The organism is Thalassotalea mangrovi (genome assembly GCF_005116735.1).
GTDB lineage: Bacteria > Pseudomonadota > Gammaproteobacteria > Enterobacterales > Alteromonadaceae > Thalassotalea_A > Thalassotalea_A mangrovi.
The window spans coordinates 70073-89449 of sequence record NZ_SWDB01000004.1 but is presented as its reverse complement, the minus strand read 5'-3'; the positions used below and the strand labels follow the sequence as shown (position 1 = coordinate 89449).

Genomic DNA, 19377 nt, shown 5'->3' with positions numbered 1-19377 from the left:
ATTGGCGCAGCTAGATTCCTGCAATCCCTTCCTTACTCGTCAATTAGCGAGTACGAGGACAGATTTCGTCGTCGCTGAAGAAGTAAGCAATTTCGCGAGCCGCTGACTCTAATGCGTCAGAACCGTGTACCGCATTTTCATCAATTGACTCAGCGTAGTCGTGACGTAGAGTACCTGCTAAGGCTTCAGCTGGGTTAGTTGCACCCATGATTTCACGGTTTTTAAGTACCGCATTTTCACCTTCTAACACCTGAACCATAACTGGACCAGAAGTCATGAAGTCAACCAAAGCACCGAAGAAAGGACGCTCTTTGTGCTCGGCATAGAAGCCTTCCGCTTTCTCGCGGCTCAGGTGAACCATTTTAGAAGCGATGATCTTAAGACCAGCAGACTCAAAACGGTTGTAGATAGCACCAATTGCATTTTTAGCAACAGCATCAGGTTTTACGATAGAAAAAGTACGTTCGATAGCCATGATAAGCCCTCAATTACTGAATATAAAAAATTTTGGCGCGAATTATAGACGAAAGAGTGAGGGATTACATTATTTTTTTGGCCCCCAACGAAGCTGTAAGCTGTAAGAAAGACTTTAACGCTGCAGGGCTTTAACGCTGTAAAGAACACTCTGCTAGCTTACCGCTTATAGCTTGAAGAAGGCTTTAATGCTATAGAGCCTTCAGGCTGTAAAGAACACTCTGCTCTTGCTACTTAAAGCTTACCGCTTGTAGCTTGTAGCCCTAAAAAACGTAAGGAGCCCGAAGGACTCCTGGTAAGCTTTAAGCTGTAAACCATAAGCTTCAAGCTGTAAGCCGTAAGCTGTAAGAAAAAGCTTTAAGCGATAAGTGATAAGTGATAAGAGTCAGATCAAACTACTTAAAGCTTACCGCTTATAGCTTGTAGCTCTTAAAAACGAAAGGAGCCCTAAGGCTCCTTGTTAGTTTTTAAGCGATACAAATTCCGGATAAGCTTCAATACCACAATCTGACTTATCTACACCATTGTATTCTTCTTCATCACTGACTCTGATGCCAACCGTCTTTTTCAATAGGAACCAGACCAGTAGGCTCGCCAGGAACACCCAGGCAAAAATCATTGCTGCACCGTAAAGCTGGGCACCAAAGGTTGCATCGCCATTGCTGAATGGCACTGCCAGCAAACCAAACAAACCAACAACACCATGTACTGAAATGGCGCCGACTGGGTCATCGATTTTTAACTTGTCTAAGCTAACGATTGAAAATACTACTAAGACACCGCCTAATGCGCCGACTAATGAAGCGAATAACGGCGATGGTGATAATGGGTCGGCGGTAATAGCAACAAGGCCAGCTAACGCACCGTTGAGGATCATGGTCAGGTCCGCTTTACCCCATACCGCTTTATTCAGTAATAACGCGGCAACGGCGCCAGCAGCTGCCGCCGCATTGGTGTTAAGGAAAATTTGACCAACCGCAGTGGCATTTTCGGCATCTGACACCATTAATTGCGAACCACCGTTAAAACCAAACCAGCCCATCCACAGGATAAAGGTACCTAAGGTTGCCAGCGGCATGTTAGAGCCTGGAATTGGGAAAATTTCACCGTTAGCTCCGTATTTACCTTTACGAGCACCCAGCAACAGCACTCCGGCTAATGCCGCGGCAGCTCCAGCCATGTGAACGATACCGGAACCGGCAAAATCGGAGAAACCGGCTTCTGACAGGAAACCACCACCCCAGGTCCAGTAACCTTCAACCGGGTAGATGATACCGGTTAACACAACCGTAAATACCAGGAAAGACCAAAGCTTCATCCGCTCGGCAACGGCACCTGAGACAATTGACATGGCAGTAGCCACGAATACCACCTGGAAAAAGAAATCCGATTCCAGAGAGTGGTCCGCATCACCTGCCTGAGTACCAATCAAGCTGCCGAATGATGGCAGAATGCCACCTTCCGCGTTATCCACGTACATGATGTTGTAGCCGATTAACAGGAACATCACGCAGGCAATTGAATACAGACAAATGTTTTTGGTCAGGATTTCGGTGGTATTTTTAGAACGAACTAATCCGGCTTCCAGCATGGCAAATCCCGCAGCCATCCACATTACCAGCGCGCCTGAAATTAAAAAATAAAAGGTATCGAGTGCAAATCTCAATTCGGAGACTGTCGTTGATACTGATGCTAACTCTTCCATTGTTATCTCCTGTTAAAGTGCAGCTACATCAAGTTCACCGGTACGGATACGTACCGCCTGTTCAAGGTCATAGACAAAGATTTTGCCATCGCCAATCTTGCCAGTGTGGGCCGATTTAGTGATCGCCTCGATGATGCGATCCGCATCCTCGGACTTTACTGCGATCTCTAATTTGACTTTAGGCAGAAAGTCCACCTGGTATTCGGCGCCACGGTATAACTCCGTATGACCTTTTTGACGACCAAAGCCTCGAACTTCACTTACGGTCAAACCTTCAATGCCCACTTCAGAAATAGCTTCACGAACATCATCGAGTTTGAATGGTTTTATTATTGCGTTGATTAATTTCATTTCGCCCCCTATTAAAAGTTGAATTAACTACTACAAGTGGCGTGCCAACTTTTTAACCCTAGTAAAATCAAGGGTTGAGGGGAAATTATCTAGTTTCACCAATATGGTGCACCGAGATAGTGCAAAAAAAGTGCAATCAAAGTGCAGGGTTACGTGACGATGCTGGCGCACAGTTACGGTTAAAGAGGTAATCTTCGATGGTGGAAGAAAAGGGTTCTTATGCTCACCCTTTTCAGGTGGAGAAAATGCTCTCGTTGTCGCATTTTGGGTTATGCCCAGGGATGGGCTGTATGCAATAAATGCATGGATGCCGGCATGGACGCTGGTATGTCGGAAATGTCTGGAACAGATTTCCGATTCAATTTTCTGTGACAGACTGACGCGGTTATGGCCAGGGAAGGCCTGTATACCGAAAATGCACAAGTGCAAGGATGCACGCAGGTAGAATAACGCAGGAGCAGTTATCGAGGAGCAATTTTCGGTGACAACGAAGGGCCCTGGATTGGGTCTCAGGTTTCAGGTTTCAGCAGTCATCCCGGCGTACGACCACATGGATGTGGGAGGTAGAGCAATGCATGGAGCAATTGCCGAGGCCGGGACCTCGCTCTTTGATTTTTTGATGAGATTTCCTATCAAGTAGGAAATGACGAAACCATTAAGTTTTCGTGTTTCTGGCTTATAGCTTATGGCTTTAGTGCGCATATCCATTGCTAGGAGTAACCTCCGATTGCATTCTAGGAGCGCTAGCGTGCCTGGAATATAATGTGCCAGCAACGAAGTGTGCTTTCGTCTTCTACCTCCCACTTCCACCATAATTCTCGCTTTGCCAAGCGCAATCTCCGATTACATGCCAGGAATGATTTTTAATCGTGTGCCAGGAGCTGGCTTGCCAGCGTGCTCTAAGTCACACTTATTGTTCCTTATTTGCCAGCAGGTTGCCCTTGAACCGGCTGAATTTTTGCAATGGAAACTCCCACAGGAAACCATGGTGGAAAACATAACTTGAGTGATTCGACGGCTCGGTCGAGCTGGCACCTATCCAGGCGACCATTGCATTCGGCGGTAGGCGTTTTAACAGTTCTAGCGCAAAAATAGAAGTGGTTTTCTGCTCACCGTTTTGATTTTCAATCGGAAAGTTTTTATCCACTTTCTGGTATTCGTAAACGCCATCAGGCATAACATCAAATAGAATCAGGGTCTGACGTTGAAAACCGGTTTTCGAGGTTTGAATCGCATCATCATTAAACCTTAGGTAAGTTGCCTTGGAGCGAATCACATTGGGATAATGATTTGCAGCGCTATATCTTGCTGAACGAACCACCTGGCGTTGGGACCAGACGTAACTTTTATACGTCTCTTTACCCTGCCATTCATCTTCGGGGATTAGCTTAGGTTCCGAAAAGCAATCAAACTGGAATCTCGAATAAGCACCGCTGATTGCCATGTGGTAGACGGTAGGATCCAAACTACACAGAGCCGGTAAAGGTCTTAATAAGGTTTTACTGATCGGTAATGAGGCTTCATCTTGCTTAGTTTTCTCAGCTTCGAAAGCATCAGCTTCCTGTTGCGGATAGATATCTGCCATCCCTTCACTATTAAACAGGGTCGTCAATGCATAATCATCGAAAGCCTTGGGATTGAGCGTACGCGTAAAGTATTCCTGGTTGAATAAGCGGTCATCACTCAGCAATGCTGAGTCTGAAGGCAATGACACCACAACCTGGTTGTAATCAGGTTGTTGTAAACTAGTCTGAATCCAGGCGCCATATTCCCCTTGAAGGTGTTTTATAAAGTTTGCTCCGTAACCTTGCTCTTCATAAACGAAATGACGGCGGATGGTCAATTCATTATATGGGTATGGTGTCTCAAACGGGTGATTATCGATTTCCGCAATAACACCTTGTGGAACTACCTGGCGAATCTGGGTAAAACAATGTCGGTAAAACGCTTTTTGTTGATCTAAGGTTAACTCAGCAAGGGTTTTGCTACCAACAGGGTCGATACAGCGCTGAAACACCTTATCCACTGTCTTCTCATCAACATTAGTCACGTACCTGATAAGTAGGGCGGATATTGACTCTTTTTTTGCACTCGGTTTCGGGCCAAGATCCAGTATCGGTCCATTATCAACGATATGAGGCTGATAGGATGACGTTTCCCCGGCCATTGATACGCTAGCGGTGAATAGGCGTTGTGCCTCTTCAATCATCCAGTAATGCCAGTTACTGGCAACCTCGGTGGCGATGAATTTAGGCGTTTTAGCCGCTGTGCCGCTAACCGCCTGGATCCCACGATGCACGGCGATGGTCTCGTTGTGAAAAATCGGATTATCGGTATCAATTTTATATGAAAGCGGTCGCTCGTAAGCAGGAATATCATCAAATGATAACGATGATTGACTCACTTCATGCAAAGATGAAATATCAACAACAGGTTGGTGTCTGACGGATTTTTGACTGCTGCTACAGGCTGTGAGTGTGATTAGTAATAAGGGTGCAAAAGCTCTCATGTTATCTCCCTGATTATTCTGTCCGTTGCACACAAGGCTAACGAACGATAAATGGGGGCTTTTGACTTGGTATATCTAAAGATACCAGGGTGATTCTACAATGATTCGGTTACGGTTTACATCTAATCAGCAGAATTTTAATGAAAAATTTACCAATCAATCGGTTTTAGCGTTTGAGAAACTGTTTGATTGGGTGCTCGGCCGGCTGATAGGGTGCTGCCCCAAGCGCCAGGCGCGCATATTTATCGATTAAGCGAATGACATCGCGAGAATAGACCATTGAAGTGTGGGTTTGCTGAACGACAATATGTTTGGTCATGCCACTGATGCGGGTTTCGTCGACACTAACGGTTCCATCCGATTCTTCAACTCCATCACGCCATACCCGATCCAGCAATGGCCTGGCGCCGATTTTCAGGTTACCCGCTATTGAAATCAGATGGTTAGGCAAATTCCACTCGGCGTCGTAATGACTCGGCAATAAACCAAATTGAGTCGAAGATCCTAACATGCCCTGGATATTTAACTTCGCCAAATCTTCAGCAATCCTTGCACCCTGGTGCGGCGTCCCAAGGGTAATAACCAAAGGCACCGTATCACTATCGATCTGCCGGTGTTTGAGAAAATCACGAATAACCAACCCTCCCAAAGAATGACCAATCATAATCACCGGCCCCTCCGCAATTGCTACCTGCAAGGTATCAAACAACGCTTCCTTATCAGAACTGGTGCTGGGGTAGGACAGGTTGTCCACTTGCCAGCCCATTTTCTCCAGGCGCCGTGCCATCGGCGCCATAATCAGGCGATTCATGAACAGTCCATGCAAAATCACAATTTTCATTCAAATGTTCCGCTCGTTAATACTGGTGTTAATATCAATGGCTCGCTGGTTGCGTTGATACATCTTTGCCGCCGCGGCGGAACAAACGGATATTCTGCACATCCTCTTTAATCAGATACAGCGATGGAATCAAAAACAGGGTGATTACCGTCGCAAACAAAATACCAAAACCTAAGGAAATTGCCATTGGAATAATAAACTGCGCCTGCAAACTGGTTTCTGTGTAGATAGGTAGAACCCCGAAAAAGGTCGTCAAAGACGTCAACAAAATCGCGCGGAAACGTTGCATCCCGGCACTGACAACGACATCAAATAGCCGCATTCCCTGATCTTTGGCCTTGTTAATAAAATCGACCAGAATCAAACTGTCATTTACCACAACCCCGGACAAAGCAATAAAGCCAAACATCGACATCATGTTAATGGTTTTGCCTAGCAACATGTGACCAAAAATGGCACCGATGATACCAAAGGGGATCACTGACATAATGATCAATGGCTGAACATAGGATTTTGTTGGAATGGCAATTAAGCCATAGATAAGAAATAGCGAAATCGCCGTAGCCATCAGTAATTGCTGAACCAACTCCTGCTGCTCTTTACCAGCCCCTTCCATGCCGTATTTCACTGTCGGGTATTTGCTAAGAATTTGAGGAATAATTTCGGCGTTTACATCGGCAATAATCTTTCTCGATTCGACTTTAGCTGAGTCGATTTCGGCGGCAATGGTAATCGAGCGTTTTTGGTTGATCCGGGTTATCCGTGAGAACCCCTGCCCTAATTCGACATCGGCAACCTGATAGAAAGGCACCTCATCTCCGGTAGGAGTTCGCACCCACATATTTTCCAGATCAGCCAGTGAACGACGCTCTTCTTCCGGATAACGCACCATCACCTTCAATTCATCGCGTCCACGTTGAATACGCTGTGCTTCTTCTCCGTAAAACGCCTGACGGGTTTGCCGTGCCAGATCCGCCAGCGTTAAACCGAGAGCCTCAGCCGCAGGCTTAATACGTAATTTCAATTCTTCCTGACCACGGCTGAAAGAGTTACGAATATCATAAACGCCATCATACTCGGACAATTTATTCTGCAGCTCAAGTGCCGCCAGCTCCAGCTGATCATCATTGCTACCAGTCAGCTGAAATTCCAACGCCGAACCACCACCGGCGTTCGTGCCTGCAAACAAGCGCAATTCACGCACGCCAGGTAATGCTCCCACTTCATTGCGCCAGAGTTTTTCAATGTCAAAAGCGCTGAGTTCGCGAAACTCTGCTTTATTGAGCTCGACGAGCATACCGCCACCAAGATCGCCCTGGGTCCAAACCATGCTATGTTGGATAAATGGTAACTTATCGCCAGTGTGTTGCTCTGAAACCCGATAGGCGGCATCAATAACCGCATCTATCGCCCGATTTCGTTGCTCTGGTGGTGTACCATCGACCATAGTTATCTGTCCCTGGATAAAATCGCTGGGCACATTGGGAAATACTTCGACTTTCACTAAAGAGCCCGCAACGATACCAATAGACAGGCATAACACCGCAAAAAATGTCGCCAGGGTACTGTAGCGATTTCGCAGCGCGAAATTTAAGGTTTTTTGATATTGGTTATTAATAAAGCCATCGAGCCATTTCTTGAACCAGAGCTGAATTCGATGAACGATATGGGCATTCTCCGGGTCAATTTCTTTGTACTTAATATGGGCTAAATGCGCAGGCAAAATCCATTTCGATTCAATAATCGAAAACACCAGGCAAAGTGCCACTACGACAGCAATGGCCCGGAAGAATGTTGCCGCATTGGCATCGATAAAAACCAGGGGGAGAAACGCGGCAATGGTAGTTAAAACACCGAAAGTGGCCGGCATCGCCACCCGGTGCGCACCGCGAATGATACTATTTTCTGAATGACCACTGGTCTGAATTTCTGAGTAGGCACTTTCACCAATAACGATGGCATCATCGACGACAATCCCCAACACCATAATAAAAGCAAACAGGCTGAGAAGGTTTATAGTGACAGAGTATTCGCCCAACAGTGGCATCACCATAAAGGCGCCTAGAAAACAAATTGGTATCCCAACCATCACCCAGAAAGCGACACGAACCCGCAGGAATAAGGTCAGCACAATAAATACCAATAAAGCACCAAGCAACAGGTTAGTGATCATCATATCCAGACGTTCTGACAGGTAAAACGAGCTATCACCGTAGACATCCAAAGATACACCTTCAGGCAATAACTGACGTTTCTCTTCAACGTATTTTTTCACCGCATCGGCTATCGCCAAGTCGTTCTGATCGGCAGTAGACTTAATGCGGATATTGGAAGCCGGTTTGCCATCGAAACGGGCAAAGCCTTCACCCTCGACGAACTCATCTTTGATGGTTGCGACATCTTTTAATAATAAGCGGGTACCATCGGGGTCGGTGCGCAACACCAGGTTTGCATACTCCTGCCCGGTATAGGCCTGGCCTTCGGTACGCAGCTGGATATAACCACCACTAGATTTGATCGTACCACCCGGCAGGTCCAGGGAGGATTTGCGAATCGCATCACTGATTTGATCAAAGGTCAGCCCATATTCCAGCAGGGTAAGTTCAGAAACTTCAACGCTGATTTCATAATCTCGGTTTCCTACCACAGAGGCAATATTGACCTCAGGCAATAACATGATTTCATCACGAATGTTTTGCGCCAATTCCTGGCGGGTGCGACGATCCATATCGCCAAAAACGGCCACCCACAACACATCCGCTTCAAATTCACGTTTCACCACCAGCGGTCGTTCAATTTGATCGGGAAAGGTCTGAATGGTATTGATTTGCATCTGGATCTCATCGAGCTTTTCTGACAATGGGAATCCATTTTTAATTTCAATGGTGACGGTTCCGGAACCTTCCTGAGATTGCGAGGTAATGCGCTTAATGCCTTTAATGTTTTCCAGCACGTCCTCAATTTTAATCACCACTGACTTTTCCACATCCTCGGGAGAAGCGCCGGGGTGAATAACGCTTACCTGAATTGAGTTACTGGCAAACTCCGGAAACATTTTTTTGGTAATGGTCAGGTAGGAATAGGCCCCCATCACCAGAATAAATATCATTAACAGGTTGGCGGCAACACTGTTGCGGGTAAACCAGGCAATAATGCCCGTCAGTTTTTCATCAACTGGCTGCATCTTTACTGCACCTGTACATTGGTTTTATGAGCAACTTCAAGCTGAGCATCATTCATCGCCTCATCGCTCCCCTGTTCGCCACTGATCCTGAGTTTCATTCCCTGAACCGGCATTTCCAGACGGGTGGTGACAACGCGGACACCGTCGATAATATCCCCTTCAATGTAGGCGTATTCTTTATCCGAGCGAAGGATATCAACGGTTATAATTTTCAAGGTATTGTCTTCGTCTACCAGGTGAACCTGGCCAGCACCGCGAATGGCACTGCGGGGAATTGCGACAATATCCTGAAAAGTCTTGCCTTTGATGTTTGCCTTAACAAACATGCCCATCCGTAATTCACCGCTATCACCGTTATCATCGCTGAGCAGGTTGTAGGGGTCATTGATTTGCGCCACCACATAGTGCACCCGCGAACGATCATTGACGACCCCCTCATAACGGGAGATAAATGATTCCCAACTCTGCTTACGTTTGCCCTGGCCAGAGGAAATAATCACTTTATTTTCCGGATTACCCGGCTGATTTACCTTGGGCAGCCGCACAAAGCCAATATCCTGTTGTTTAATTGGCAGGCGTACCTCGGCATAATCTACTGCAAAGGTATCGACTAACTGAGTTCCCGTTCCCACATACTGACCAATATCCACGTATTTGGTTTTTACCAGGGCATCATAAGGCGCAACGATTTTAGTGCGCTGCAGTTTTAACTGTGCTTCCTGAAGGTCTGCGGCCGCAGCCTCGACATCTGCCTGTGCCCGCTGTAATTGCGGCAAACGCAGTGCCAGAATAGGCGCCGAAGACAGAGGTTTGCCGGTAAGCTGCCACTCATCTTCGGCCTGGTCGGCGCGAGCTTTTTCTTCGATTAATGTTGCTTTTGCTGCATCAAGGCGGGACTGGGCTTCCAGCACCCCAACCTTATAGGTAATCGGGTCGATTTCCAGTAACACTTCGCCCTTCTTAAAAAAGCCGCCCGCCTTCATTTTATCGGCTACAAAGGTGATTTGCCCGGCGACCTCCGATATTAGCGTCGTCTCAGTACGTGGCATTACCGTGCCCTGACTATTGATAATAAAAGTGACATCTCGTTTTTTCAGGTCTGTTACTTCCACCACCGGCAATTGCGCCAGACTGGGTTTCTTTTCGGGTTTTTGAGCCAGTGCCGTTAATCCAGTACAGCCAACGAAACCAGCGATCACAATTGCAATTGGGGCAATGTAAACCATGATCGAACGCTTTTTCTTTAGCGCTAGTGATTGTTGTTCAAATTCGCTTTTGAAACTACTCATAGGGGTCTCTAATCAGTTAATTTATACGGACATTCAGTATGTTACGTGACTTGCTATTATACGCATATTTATCCCTAATGGATCCTCAACGTAAAAATTCCTGCCAGCGCTGCAGCATCAAAAGGAAGTCTTCGCTGCCACATTGGGCAACCATAAAGCTTTGGTCTTCTTCTAATTCAGGTCGATATCCGTCATCGTCCTGGTGCCAATCGCCCTGGTGCTTTGGGTACTGCTGTAACTGGGTGTTGGCAGTAACAACAACATCATCACAGTCCGCCTCTAAGCTAAACTCCTTACCTGGATATTGCAACTGGCCAAAACCATTGTTAATAATTTGTTGCATTTGCTCACTGAGCACCGACAATTTTATTTCGTCGTCAGCGATTTCCTGTTCCAGCCAAAAGCCTACAACTTCATGACCGTAGGAGAAGCTGGCTTTTGGACTCTGGTCAATAAAGTCGCGATAAAATTCGTATTCCATAATGCCTGATAAACCAAATACTCAATGCTTAATTCACTTCGTTATCTATAGTGTAACCGAGAACTTTTCTGGTACGTAACGGTCTGATGGGAAAATAAAATCATTTTGTCTATGGATTTTTCAGGGATGCCCCAGCCTATTATCAGGTTTACGCCCTACTTGTTGCCATTCATCCTGGCCTTAACGGTACACGGCATAATCCTTTGGCTATTATTACCTAAGCCAGCAGCCATCATCGAAAATAAACGTTTGCCACTTCCTGCTGGCAACATTGACAGCTATTTATACCGACCGACTCCATCACTAAAGGTCGACTCGAAAACGGATGCGGCTAATAGCATTTTGGAGCAAGCGCCAGAAACAGAAATTAAACCGCTAAAACCGATGGCCCCAAAGTCATCCGTAGTTGGCAAAAAAGAGTTTCTGCCCGCTGAGCAAAAATCGCCTGGTCAGCGTTCCCTATCCCCTGAGAACTCTCAAAACGCCAGCAAACAAGCGTCAGCTAAGGCCAGATTTAATCCCTATCAGGGGTTAGCCGAAATCAATCAGCAAAAAGATCTTCAGGCCTCTGGCAATCCATATCGCAATAGCCGTGGTTATTCTGTATTTCAGCAATTGCCTGAGCCGGTACCAAAAAGCTTAATAAGTAAAAGTGACGAACAGGTTCGCCGTGAAAATACCAGCATAGTCGGTCATGAAACTATCGAAAAACGCGATGGCTATTGCTACCAGGAAACGGACTTAAGTTTTATTAATGATGAATTTGGCAAGGTAGCATCAATCAGTGCCTGTGGCGAAAGTTCCGATGAAAGGTACTTTCGGGAGTTTATGAAAACGAAGCTAAAAAAAGCAGGTAACAGGTAAAGAAAAAGCAGGTTCAACTCAAAGGACTAAATGCAAAAGTGATTTATGCACTGAATCCTGAGACCTGAGACCTGCTTGTAAGATACCAGGGTAGCCCTGGTATCTTGGCGCGGTTATGCCACGTTCTGGGCGATAACTACTTCTTTCGCTTTATTGGTGTAACTTTCCATCTGATGGAAGTTCAGGTAGCGATATGTATCGGCTGCCGTTGCATCAATTAGCTTAGCGTATTCCATATACTCTTCGACGGTTGGCAAACGACCAACAATAGCACCTACCGCCGCTAGCTCTGATGAGGTCAGGTAGACATTCGCGCCATTACCTAAGCGGTTCGGGAAGTTACGAGTAGAAGTAGACAGAACCGTAGACTTCTCAGCAACACGAGCCTGGTTACCCATACATAATGAACAACCCGGAGTTTCGATACGAACGCCGGCTTTGCCGTAAGTCGAGTAATAACCTTCTTCGGTTAACTGATCACGGTCCATTTTCGTTGGCGGTGCAACCCACATACGAGTTTTCAGCACGCCACCAAAGTTCTCCAGCAGCTTACCCGCAGCACGGAAGTGGCCGATATTGGTCATACAAGAACCGATAAATACTTCGTCAACCTCGTCGCCAGCAACTTCGGATAACAGCTTGGCATCATCCGGGTCATTTGGACAACAAACGATAGGCTCTTTGATTTCGTTCAAATCAATCTCAAGCACGTGCGCATATTCCGCATCGCTGTCAGCTTCCATCAGTGACGGGTTATCTAACCATTCCTGCATCGCATTAATACGACGTTCGATGGTGCGAACATCACCGTATCCTTCACTGATCATCCACTTAAGCATAACGATGTTAGACTCAAGGTATTCAGCAACAGACTCTTCTTCCAGCTTGATCGTACAACCCGCCGCAGAACGCTCTGCTGAGGCATCAGATAATTCAAACGCCTGCTCAACAGTCAGGCCTTTCAGCCCTTCAATCTCCAGGATACGACCGGAAAATTCGTTAACCTTGCCAGCTTTTTCAACCGTCAGAAGGCCATTTTGGATACCGTAGTAAGGGATAGCATGAACCAAGTCACGTAAGGTGATACCTGGCTGCATTTCGCCTTTAAAGCGAACCAGTACCGACTCAGGCATATCCAGAGGCATAACGCCAGTTGCAGCAGCGAATGCCACCAGGCCAGAACCAGCCGGGAATGAAATACCTAATGGGAAACGGGTGTGAGAGTCACCACCAGTACCTACGGTATCTGGCAATAGCATACGGTTTAACCAGGAGTGGATGATACCATCGCCTGGGCGCAGGGAAACACCACCACGGTTCATGATGAAATCTGGTAAGGTGTGGTGAGTATGAACATCAACAGGTTTTGGATAAGCTGATGTGTGACAGAACGACTGCATCGTCAAATCCGCTGAGAAACCAAGACACGCCAGGTCTTTTAACTCATCACGGGTCATAGGGCCGGTAGTATCCTGAGAACCAACCGTAGTCATTTTCGGCTCACAGTACTGACCTGCACGAACACCGTCCACACCACAAGCTTTACCAACCATCTTCTGAGCTAAAGTAAAGCCTTTGTTGGATGCTTCAACGTCAACTGGTTTTGCGAATAAGTCGGTCTCGCCTAAACCAAGAGCTTCACGAGCACGACCGGTCAGGCCACGACCAATGATCAGAGGAATACGACCGCCGGCACGAACTTCATCCAGTAACACCGGGCTTAATTCGAACGTAGAAATCACTTCATCGGTGCCAGAACGTTTAACAACACCTTCGTACGGGAAGATATCGATAACATCGCCCATATTCATTTTCTGGACGTCCAGCTCAATCGGCAATGCACCTGAATCTTCCATAGTGTTATAGAAAATCGGAGCAATCTTACCACCTAAACAAACACCACCGCTGCGCTTATTCGGCACGTAAGGGATGTCTTCCCCCATAAACCAAAGAACCGAGTTAGTCGCAGATTTACGAGAGGAACCGGTACCAACCACATCACCAACATAGGCCAGTGGAATACCATCTTTTTGCAAGTCTTCGATCTGCTTGATCGGACCTACGTTGCCATCGTCATCCGGGTTGATACCATCACGACCAATTTTCAACATGGCTTTGGCATGCAGAGGAATATCCGGACGAGACCAGGCATCAGGTGCCGGAGACAAGTCATCAGTGTTCGTTTCACCAGTTACTTTAAATACTTTAACGGTAATTTTCTCAGCAACGGCAGGCTTATTCAGGAACCATTCAGCATTCGCCCAGGATTCCATCACTTTTTTCGCGTGCGCATTGCCCGCTTCCGCCTTTTCTTTAACATCGAAGAAAGCGTCGAACATCAATAAAGTCTTTGACAGGCCTTGTGCCGCCAAGTCGGCATTATCGGCGTCATCCAGCAGGTCGATCATCGGCTGGATGTTGTAGCCGCCAAGCATAGTGCCCAGTAATTCTGTCGCTTTCGCCGCATCAATGATTGGCGATGTAGCTTCACCTTTGGCGACTGCAGCAAGAAAAGCCGCTTTCACATAAGCAGCATCGTCAACGCCCGGTGGTACGCGGTTAGTGATTAGGTCGAGAAGAAAATCTTCTTCACCTGCAGGAGGGTTTTTGATCAGTTCAACAAGTTGAGAAACTTGTTCAGCATCAAGTGGTTTAGGAACGATGCCTTCTGCGGCGCGCTCTTCAACGTGTTTACGATATTCTTGAAGCACAGTACTTTCCTCTTTTCTGTGAATGCCGGAATATCCCTGTTCAGGACAGGGATTTTTTGTTGGCGGCATTATACGTGAATCGGAACTTAAACTGAACCGCATAACCAGTAATATAATTTATATCCGCTATAAACAATAACTATAAAGGTGACAAAAATGTAAGTACCATTTACGTTGCCTTAACCGGCCGCAACAATGCATAAATTGTCCCGAAAACTATGCTTTTCAAGCGCTTTAAACTAATTTTAATAGATAACCCGACACTTCATTACAGGTGACTGATTTGGATAATAAAATATCCCATCAGGACAACTTTGTGTTTCTTATCATTGCCCTGGTATTGTTACTCGCCGGGGTGGCAATGGCACAGCAATTTTTTGCCGGCACCATGCAACGATTGATGCAGTCAGCAACCGTAATTACCCTGCTTGTCGCCGTCTGGGGAAGCCATGACAGACACTATCTGTTTCGTAGCTCGCTGATATTTCCCGTCGCCATCGTTATTACTTCAACCGCCGCCTACTTTATTGAAAACATTAACAACCTTTATATCCATCTCTTTCTATTACTAATTTTTTTTATTATTACGGCGCGAAAAACAGCCACCCAGGTTTTATTCAGTGGCCCGATCACCTGGAATAAAATCCTTGGCTCAATATGTTTATACATGCTGATGGCAATGATTTGGGCACTCATTTATACCCTGGCTCAGCTCTATGCAGGTGCAGCCTTTAACGGGGTCGAAGAAGGGTTGCAATGGCATCAGCTTTTACCTGATTTCGTCTACTTTTCTTTCGTAACCATAACAACCCTGGGTTTCGGTGATATTTCACCATCGATACCCATGACTAAATTTTTAGTGTATCTGGAAGCGACTGTCGGTCAATTCTATCTGGCGATACTTGTTGCCAGCCTGGTTGGTGGCCGCGTAACAAATCGCTCAACCCAGGAAGAGGCAAACCATGACTGAACCTAATAAAACCAAACCGGAGCTTACCCAACAGGATTTACAGTTTACCCGACGAATGATCGATACCGCGATCAAACTAACCGCGATTTTTATCGTTCTGTTCTGGTGTGGTGCAATTCTGGCCCCATTTATCCTGCTGATTCTCTGGGGAGGCATAATCGCCATCGCTTTGTATCCATTTTTTCAACGCCTTAGCAGTATCTTAGGGGGGCGTGGCAAACTGGCAGCATTCGTCATAACCCTGCTCGGCCTGGCCCTGCTGGTGTTGCCTACGATCAATATCTCCGCATCGACTATCGATAGCGCACAAGCCGTATCGGAAAGTATCAAGGATGGCAGCTTTGCCGTTCCTGAACCCACCGAAGCGGTAAAATCCTGGCCACTGATCGGTGAAAAGGTTTATCAGATATGGGGACAAGCTTCCGATAATTTTGAGAATTTCGTGGTTGAGCACGCCGATACCTTAAAAACCATTACCGAGACCCTGCTTGGCGCCATCGCCGGCATAGGCGGAACCGTACTGCAGTTTCTGATTTCACTGGTTATTGCCGCTGTGATGCTGGTTAATCACAAAAAATGCCTGTATGGCTGTCGCCTGGTCTTTAATCGCCTGATGGAAGAAAACGGCGAGTCGGCAATATCGGACTCGGTTGCCACCATTCGCAGTGTTGCCCAGGGTATTCTTGGCATTGCCGTAATCCAGGCGTTACTGGCTGGCATCGGTATGTTTATCGCCGGTATTCCGGGTGCGGGCATCTGGGCCTTACTGGTATTAATTCTGGCAATCATGCAACTACCGCCATTGTTAGTGCTAGGGCCGGTTGCGGCATATTACTTCTCCGTCGCCGGTACCACCGCAGCCAGCATCTTTTTAGTCTGGGCACTTATCGTCAGCTTTAGCGATGCCATCTTAAAACCTATGCTACTGGGCCGCGGCATTGACATCCCGATGTTAGTTATCTTACTTGGTGCTATTGGTGGCCTGCTCCTGTCGGGCATTATTGGCCTGTTTGTCGGAGCGGTTGTGCTGGCTCTGGGATATAAACTCACCATGTACTGGCTGGCACACTCAACAGTTCTTATCGACAAGCCTTCTGATGATTAATTGCGGAGCAGATTGTGACCAATAATGAGCAGGAGTTAGTGGCGGGTAAGGCGGAAGCTACTGATAACGAGTCTTCCGCACCACCGGAAAAGGGCGATCTTGCGAATCGTCTTACTCGCATTATTTTGGTAATCGCCGCGCTTTATTTTGTCTGGTACCTGATCAGTGATCGACTGACGCCAATTACCGATCAGGCTCGGGTGCGGGGTTTTGTCATTCCCATTGTCCCGGAAGTATCCGGACAAATTTCCCGCATTCACGTTGGTGGTGATAAACCGGTGAAAAAAGGCGAAGTCCTGTTTGAAATTGACCCAAGCGATTATCAACTGGCAGTAGAGAAAGCCAAAGCCGCGCTTGAACAGGCCGGGCAGGATGTTGGTGCCAGCACCGCCAATGTGGCATCCGCGAAAGCAGTATTGGAAAAAGCCAAAGCCAATCTGCAGACCATCCAGGAAAATGCCGATCGCGTTTTTGCTCTTGAAAAGCAGGGCATTATATCGACGGCGCAAGCCGATGAAACGCGCGGTGCCGTGACTCAGGCGGAACTGGAGATCGCTAATGCCCAGGCTGCCTATGAACAGGCGCAACAACAACTCGGTGCAGCCGGTGAAGAAAATCCGGCGATTCAGTCAGCCCTGAGTCAACTGTCTGAAGCGCGTCTTCAATTAGCCCGTACGAAAGTGCTGGCACCTAGTGATGGCGTTGTCTCTTACGCCAAGGTGAACGTTGGCTATTATGCCGCCGCCGGGGCAAAAATCATGACCTTTATTGCCACCGATATTGCCTGGATTGAAGCGTCTTATCGGGAGAATAACCTCGGCAATATTAAACCGGGAGACGCGGTAGACATTGTTCTTGATTCAGCCCCGGGAAAAATATTCCCGGGACAGGTCAAGTCGGTGGGATACGGGGTAAGTTTTGATAAGACTCAACCCGGAGAGCTTTCCACCCCAGAGAAACCGAAAGGCTGGATGCGTGATCCGCAGCGGTTTATCGTCGTCATCAGTTTTGTCGACGACTCGGTTCGCGGTTATCTGCGTGAAGGCGGGCAGGCTGATGTCATTACTTACACCTCAGATAATCTTGTGCTTAATGGTATTGGCAAATTCTATATGCGCCTGACCAGCATTTTCACCTATGTTAACTGAGCATTTGTGGCAAAACTCCAGCAATACCATTCGCATATTACGCCTGGTATTCGGAGCCGGTTTGGCCATTGCCATCGCCTTCGCATTTAACTGGCCGCTGGCATTTCTTTGCCCGGTGCTGACCTCCAAGTTTCTGGCCACTGCCACCCCCAAATTACCAGTAAAAACCCTGACCAATATATTTTTAGTGGTGGTGGTTGCGTTCTCTTCGGCGATTCTAGTTACCCGGTTTCTGCTGCCCTTTCCCATGGTATTTATGTTGGTAGCATTTTTGTTAATTTACTGGTTGGCATACTGGAGTCATAGCGGTGGCAATGAATTGGTGATCACTATGTTGCTCATCGGTTTCACTATTATTCCACTACTGGCATTGCTGCATCAGGTAATTGTTATTGAAGTGACTTATGGCTTTATCTTTTCCTGCCTGTTAGCACTGGTTATTACCATGATCGCCCATGAACTGGTACCCGATAAGCCTGGTACCCAGTATAAGAACGCAGAAACCGCAAAGGCGGCTGAACGGAAACTGCCGCGTAAGACTCGATTGCAACTTGCGGCACTGACGACGATTATTATCATGCCGGTACTCACGCTGTTTTTACTCTTCGATTTAAGTAATGCCATGTTAATTCTGGTTTTTGTGGCCATATTGGCACAAAAACCCAATTTACTGGTGGGAATCCAGGGAGCAAAAGCATTATTGCTTGGTAATACCATAGGCGGAGTCGTTGCTATCCTGATCTATGCGTTACTGGTCATGGTGCCGCAATATGCATTTTTGATTTTCCTGTTTCTGCTGTTGTTCCTGGGGTTTGGAAAACTGATATTTTCACCGCGACCGCTGGCTCCTATCTATGCCATGGCGATGACCACCGTCATTATTCTGGTGTCTTCGGCAACCCTGGGGAATGCTGATGCTGATGAAAAGTTTTATATGCGTATCATCCAGGTTGCTGCCGCCTGTGGATACATTATTTTTGCGACGACCCTGACCCGGCCGTATTTTGATCGATTAGAAACGGAAGACTAGGGGCGAGAGGTGTCGAAAGGTGACTAGGGGTGTCAAAGGGTGACAACGAAACGCCTTTACCCGAAGTAACTCCTGGAGTTACGTACCCGAAGCCAATGTTTTTTATTGGCGTACCCGGAATAAACCTTGAAGGTTTATGTACCCGAAACGCAGTGTACCAAAGTTTCTTTTAAGGCCGTTCGCCCTCCGAAACCTGAGACCTGAATCCCGAGACCTGCTCCTAAGATTTTCATTGAAAATTTGCAAAGATACCCTGTCGTGGCAGGGTATGACGAAGCTAACAGGTTTATTTGGTGGCTAGGGGTGCCGAAAGGTGTCTAACGATGTCTAAAGGTGACTAAGGGTTATGGTCATGGATGACCGGTATGTCGAAAATGCACAAGTGCAAGGATGCACGCAGGTAGAATAACGCACTAATACATGGAAGTATGTAGGTAGAATAACGCAGGAGCAGTTATCGAGGAGCAGTTATCCGGGAGCATTTTTCGGTGACAACGAAACGCCTAGGAGTTTGTCATCCCGGTGTAGACCGGGATCTCGCTTTTTAAATTTTAATTCGGTGCAATCTTCCACCTCCCCCTTCCACCATAACTCTTGCTCTTTTCTAGGCGCAATCTTCGATTGCATGCCAGGAACGCAGAGTGCTAGAAGCTGACTTGTCAGCGTGCTAGGAACAACGTGTGCTTAAAATTTTTTCAAAAAAAAACCAGGCTAT

Annotated in this window: 14 protein-coding genes; 5 read left to right on the top strand and 9 right to left on the bottom strand. The window is 46.9% G+C overall.

Annotated elements, in window-relative coordinates; translation table 11 throughout:
- Nucleotides 1-43 precede the first annotated feature (43 nt).
- From ndk to E8M12_RS02145, 8 genes are all read right to left on the bottom strand, one after another.
- Entirely contained in the window at nt 44-475 is a 432-nt protein-coding gene (ndk, locus tag E8M12_RS02180) for a nucleoside-diphosphate kinase (RefSeq protein WP_136734437.1), read from the bottom strand.
- 459 nt (nt 476-934) lie between these two features.
- On the bottom strand, nt 935-2179 hold the full coding sequence (locus E8M12_RS02175; protein ID WP_136734436.1) for an ammonium transporter: 1245 nt from the start codon (nt 2177-2179) through the stop codon (nt 935-937).
- A gap of 12 nt (nt 2180-2191) precedes the next feature.
- The gene (locus tag E8M12_RS02170; RefSeq protein WP_136734435.1) at nt 2192-2530 is read right to left on the bottom strand and encodes a P-II family nitrogen regulator; all 339 of its coding nucleotides are present in this window, start codon (nt 2528-2530) and stop codon (nt 2192-2194) included.
- A gap of 910 nt (nt 2531-3440) precedes the next feature.
- Nucleotides 3441-5039: a hypothetical protein gene (locus tag E8M12_RS02165; protein WP_136734434.1), complete on the bottom strand. Its 1599-nt coding sequence runs from the start codon at nt 5037-5039 to the stop codon at nt 3441-3443.
- A 166-nt stretch (nt 5040-5205) separates the two neighbouring features.
- The gene (locus E8M12_RS02160) at nt 5206-5880 is read right to left on the bottom strand and encodes a lipase family alpha/beta hydrolase (protein ID WP_136734433.1); all 675 of its coding nucleotides are present in this window, start codon (nt 5878-5880) and stop codon (nt 5206-5208) included.
- 34 nt (nt 5881-5914) lie between these two features.
- The gene (locus tag E8M12_RS02155; RefSeq protein WP_136734432.1) at nt 5915-9064 is read right to left on the bottom strand and encodes an efflux RND transporter permease subunit; all 3150 of its coding nucleotides are present in this window, start codon (nt 9062-9064) and stop codon (nt 5915-5917) included.
- 2 nt (nt 9065-9066) lie between these two features.
- Nucleotides 9067-10353, bottom strand: a complete 1287-nt coding sequence (locus tag E8M12_RS02150) for an efflux RND transporter periplasmic adaptor subunit (protein ID WP_136734431.1) — start codon at nt 10351-10353, stop codon at nt 9067-9069.
- Nucleotides 10354-10438: 85 nt separating this feature from the next.
- Complete coding sequence (locus tag E8M12_RS02145; RefSeq protein ID WP_136734430.1) at nt 10439-10834, bottom strand: YacL family protein; 396 nt, start codon at nt 10832-10834, stop codon at nt 10439-10441.
- 126 nt (nt 10835-10960) lie between these two features.
- Here E8M12_RS02145 and E8M12_RS02140 point away from each other — a divergent pair, with 126 nt between their 5' ends.
- The gene (locus E8M12_RS02140; protein ID WP_136734429.1) at nt 10961-11698 is read left to right on the top strand and encodes a hypothetical protein; all 738 of its coding nucleotides are present in this window, start codon (nt 10961-10963) and stop codon (nt 11696-11698) included.
- A gap of 113 nt (nt 11699-11811) precedes the next feature.
- On the opposite strand, the gene acnB is transcribed toward E8M12_RS02140, so the two are convergent.
- On the bottom strand, nt 11812-14409 hold the full coding sequence (gene acnB / locus E8M12_RS02135) for a bifunctional aconitate hydratase 2/2-methylisocitrate dehydratase (protein WP_136734428.1): 2598 nt from the start codon (nt 14407-14409) through the stop codon (nt 11812-11814).
- 283 nt (nt 14410-14692) lie between these two features.
- Here acnB and E8M12_RS02130 point away from each other — a divergent pair, with 283 nt between their 5' ends.
- The 4 genes from E8M12_RS02130 to E8M12_RS02115 are packed head-to-tail and all read left to right on the top strand — an operon-like array spanning nt 14693 to nt 18662.
- Nucleotides 14693-15379, top strand: coding sequence for a potassium channel family protein (locus tag E8M12_RS02130; protein ID WP_246033986.1), 687 nt, complete (start codon nt 14693-14695; stop codon nt 15377-15379).
- Nucleotides 15372-16484 carry an AI-2E family transporter gene (locus E8M12_RS02125; protein WP_136734427.1) on the top strand — a complete coding sequence of 371 codons (1113 nt, stop codon included), beginning with the start codon at nt 15372-15374 and terminating at the stop codon, nt 16482-16484. The genes E8M12_RS02130 and E8M12_RS02125 overlap by 8 nt, the downstream gene beginning before the upstream one ends.
- 14 nt (nt 16485-16498) lie before the next feature.
- A complete protein-coding gene (locus tag E8M12_RS02120; protein WP_169303014.1) occupies nt 16499-17632 on the top strand; it encodes an HlyD family secretion protein in 1134 nt (377 codons plus the stop codon).
- Nucleotides 17622-18662: a DUF2955 domain-containing protein gene (locus tag E8M12_RS02115; protein ID WP_136734425.1), complete on the top strand. Its 1041-nt coding sequence runs from the start codon at nt 17622-17624 to the stop codon at nt 18660-18662. The genes E8M12_RS02120 and E8M12_RS02115 overlap by 11 nt, the downstream gene beginning before the upstream one ends.
- The last annotated feature ends 715 nt before the right edge of the window (nt 18663-19377 follow it).

What these genes read in the sequence shown, in the direction of transcription:
- E8M12_RS02160 (WP_136734433.1), bottom strand. Translation starts at nt 5,880, where the DNA reads ATGAAAATTGTGATTTTGCATGGACTGTTCATGAATCGCCTGATTATG.
- E8M12_RS02115 (WP_136734425.1), top strand. Translation starts at nt 17,622, where the DNA reads ATGTTAACTGAGCATTTGTGGCAAAACTCCAGCAATACCATTCGCATA.
- E8M12_RS02150 (WP_136734431.1), bottom strand. Translation starts at nt 10,353, where the DNA reads ATGAGTAGTTTCAAAAGCGAATTTGAACAACAATCACTAGCGCTAAAG.
- E8M12_RS02175 (WP_136734436.1), bottom strand. Translation starts at nt 2,179, where the DNA reads ATGGAAGAGTTAGCATCAGTATCAACGACAGTCTCCGAATTGAGATTT.
- E8M12_RS02125 (WP_136734427.1), top strand. Translation starts at nt 15,372, where the DNA reads ATGACTGAACCTAATAAAACCAAACCGGAGCTTACCCAACAGGATTTA.
- E8M12_RS02145 (WP_136734430.1), bottom strand. Translation starts at nt 10,834, where the DNA reads ATGGAATACGAATTTTATCGCGACTTTATTGACCAGAGTCCAAAAGCC.
- E8M12_RS02170 (WP_136734435.1), bottom strand. Translation starts at nt 2,530, where the DNA reads ATGAAATTAATCAACGCAATAATAAAACCATTCAAACTCGATGATGTT.
- E8M12_RS02155 (WP_136734432.1), bottom strand. Translation starts at nt 9,064, where the DNA reads ATGCAGCCAGTTGATGAAAAACTGACGGGCATTATTGCCTGGTTTACC.
- E8M12_RS02165 (WP_136734434.1), bottom strand. Translation starts at nt 5,039, where the DNA reads ATGAGAGCTTTTGCACCCTTATTACTAATCACACTCACAGCCTGTAGC.
- E8M12_RS02140 (WP_136734429.1), top strand. Translation starts at nt 10,961, where the DNA reads ATGCCCCAGCCTATTATCAGGTTTACGCCCTACTTGTTGCCATTCATC.
- ndk (WP_136734437.1), bottom strand. Translation starts at nt 475, where the DNA reads ATGGCTATCGAACGTACTTTTTCTATCGTAAAACCTGATGCTGTTGCT.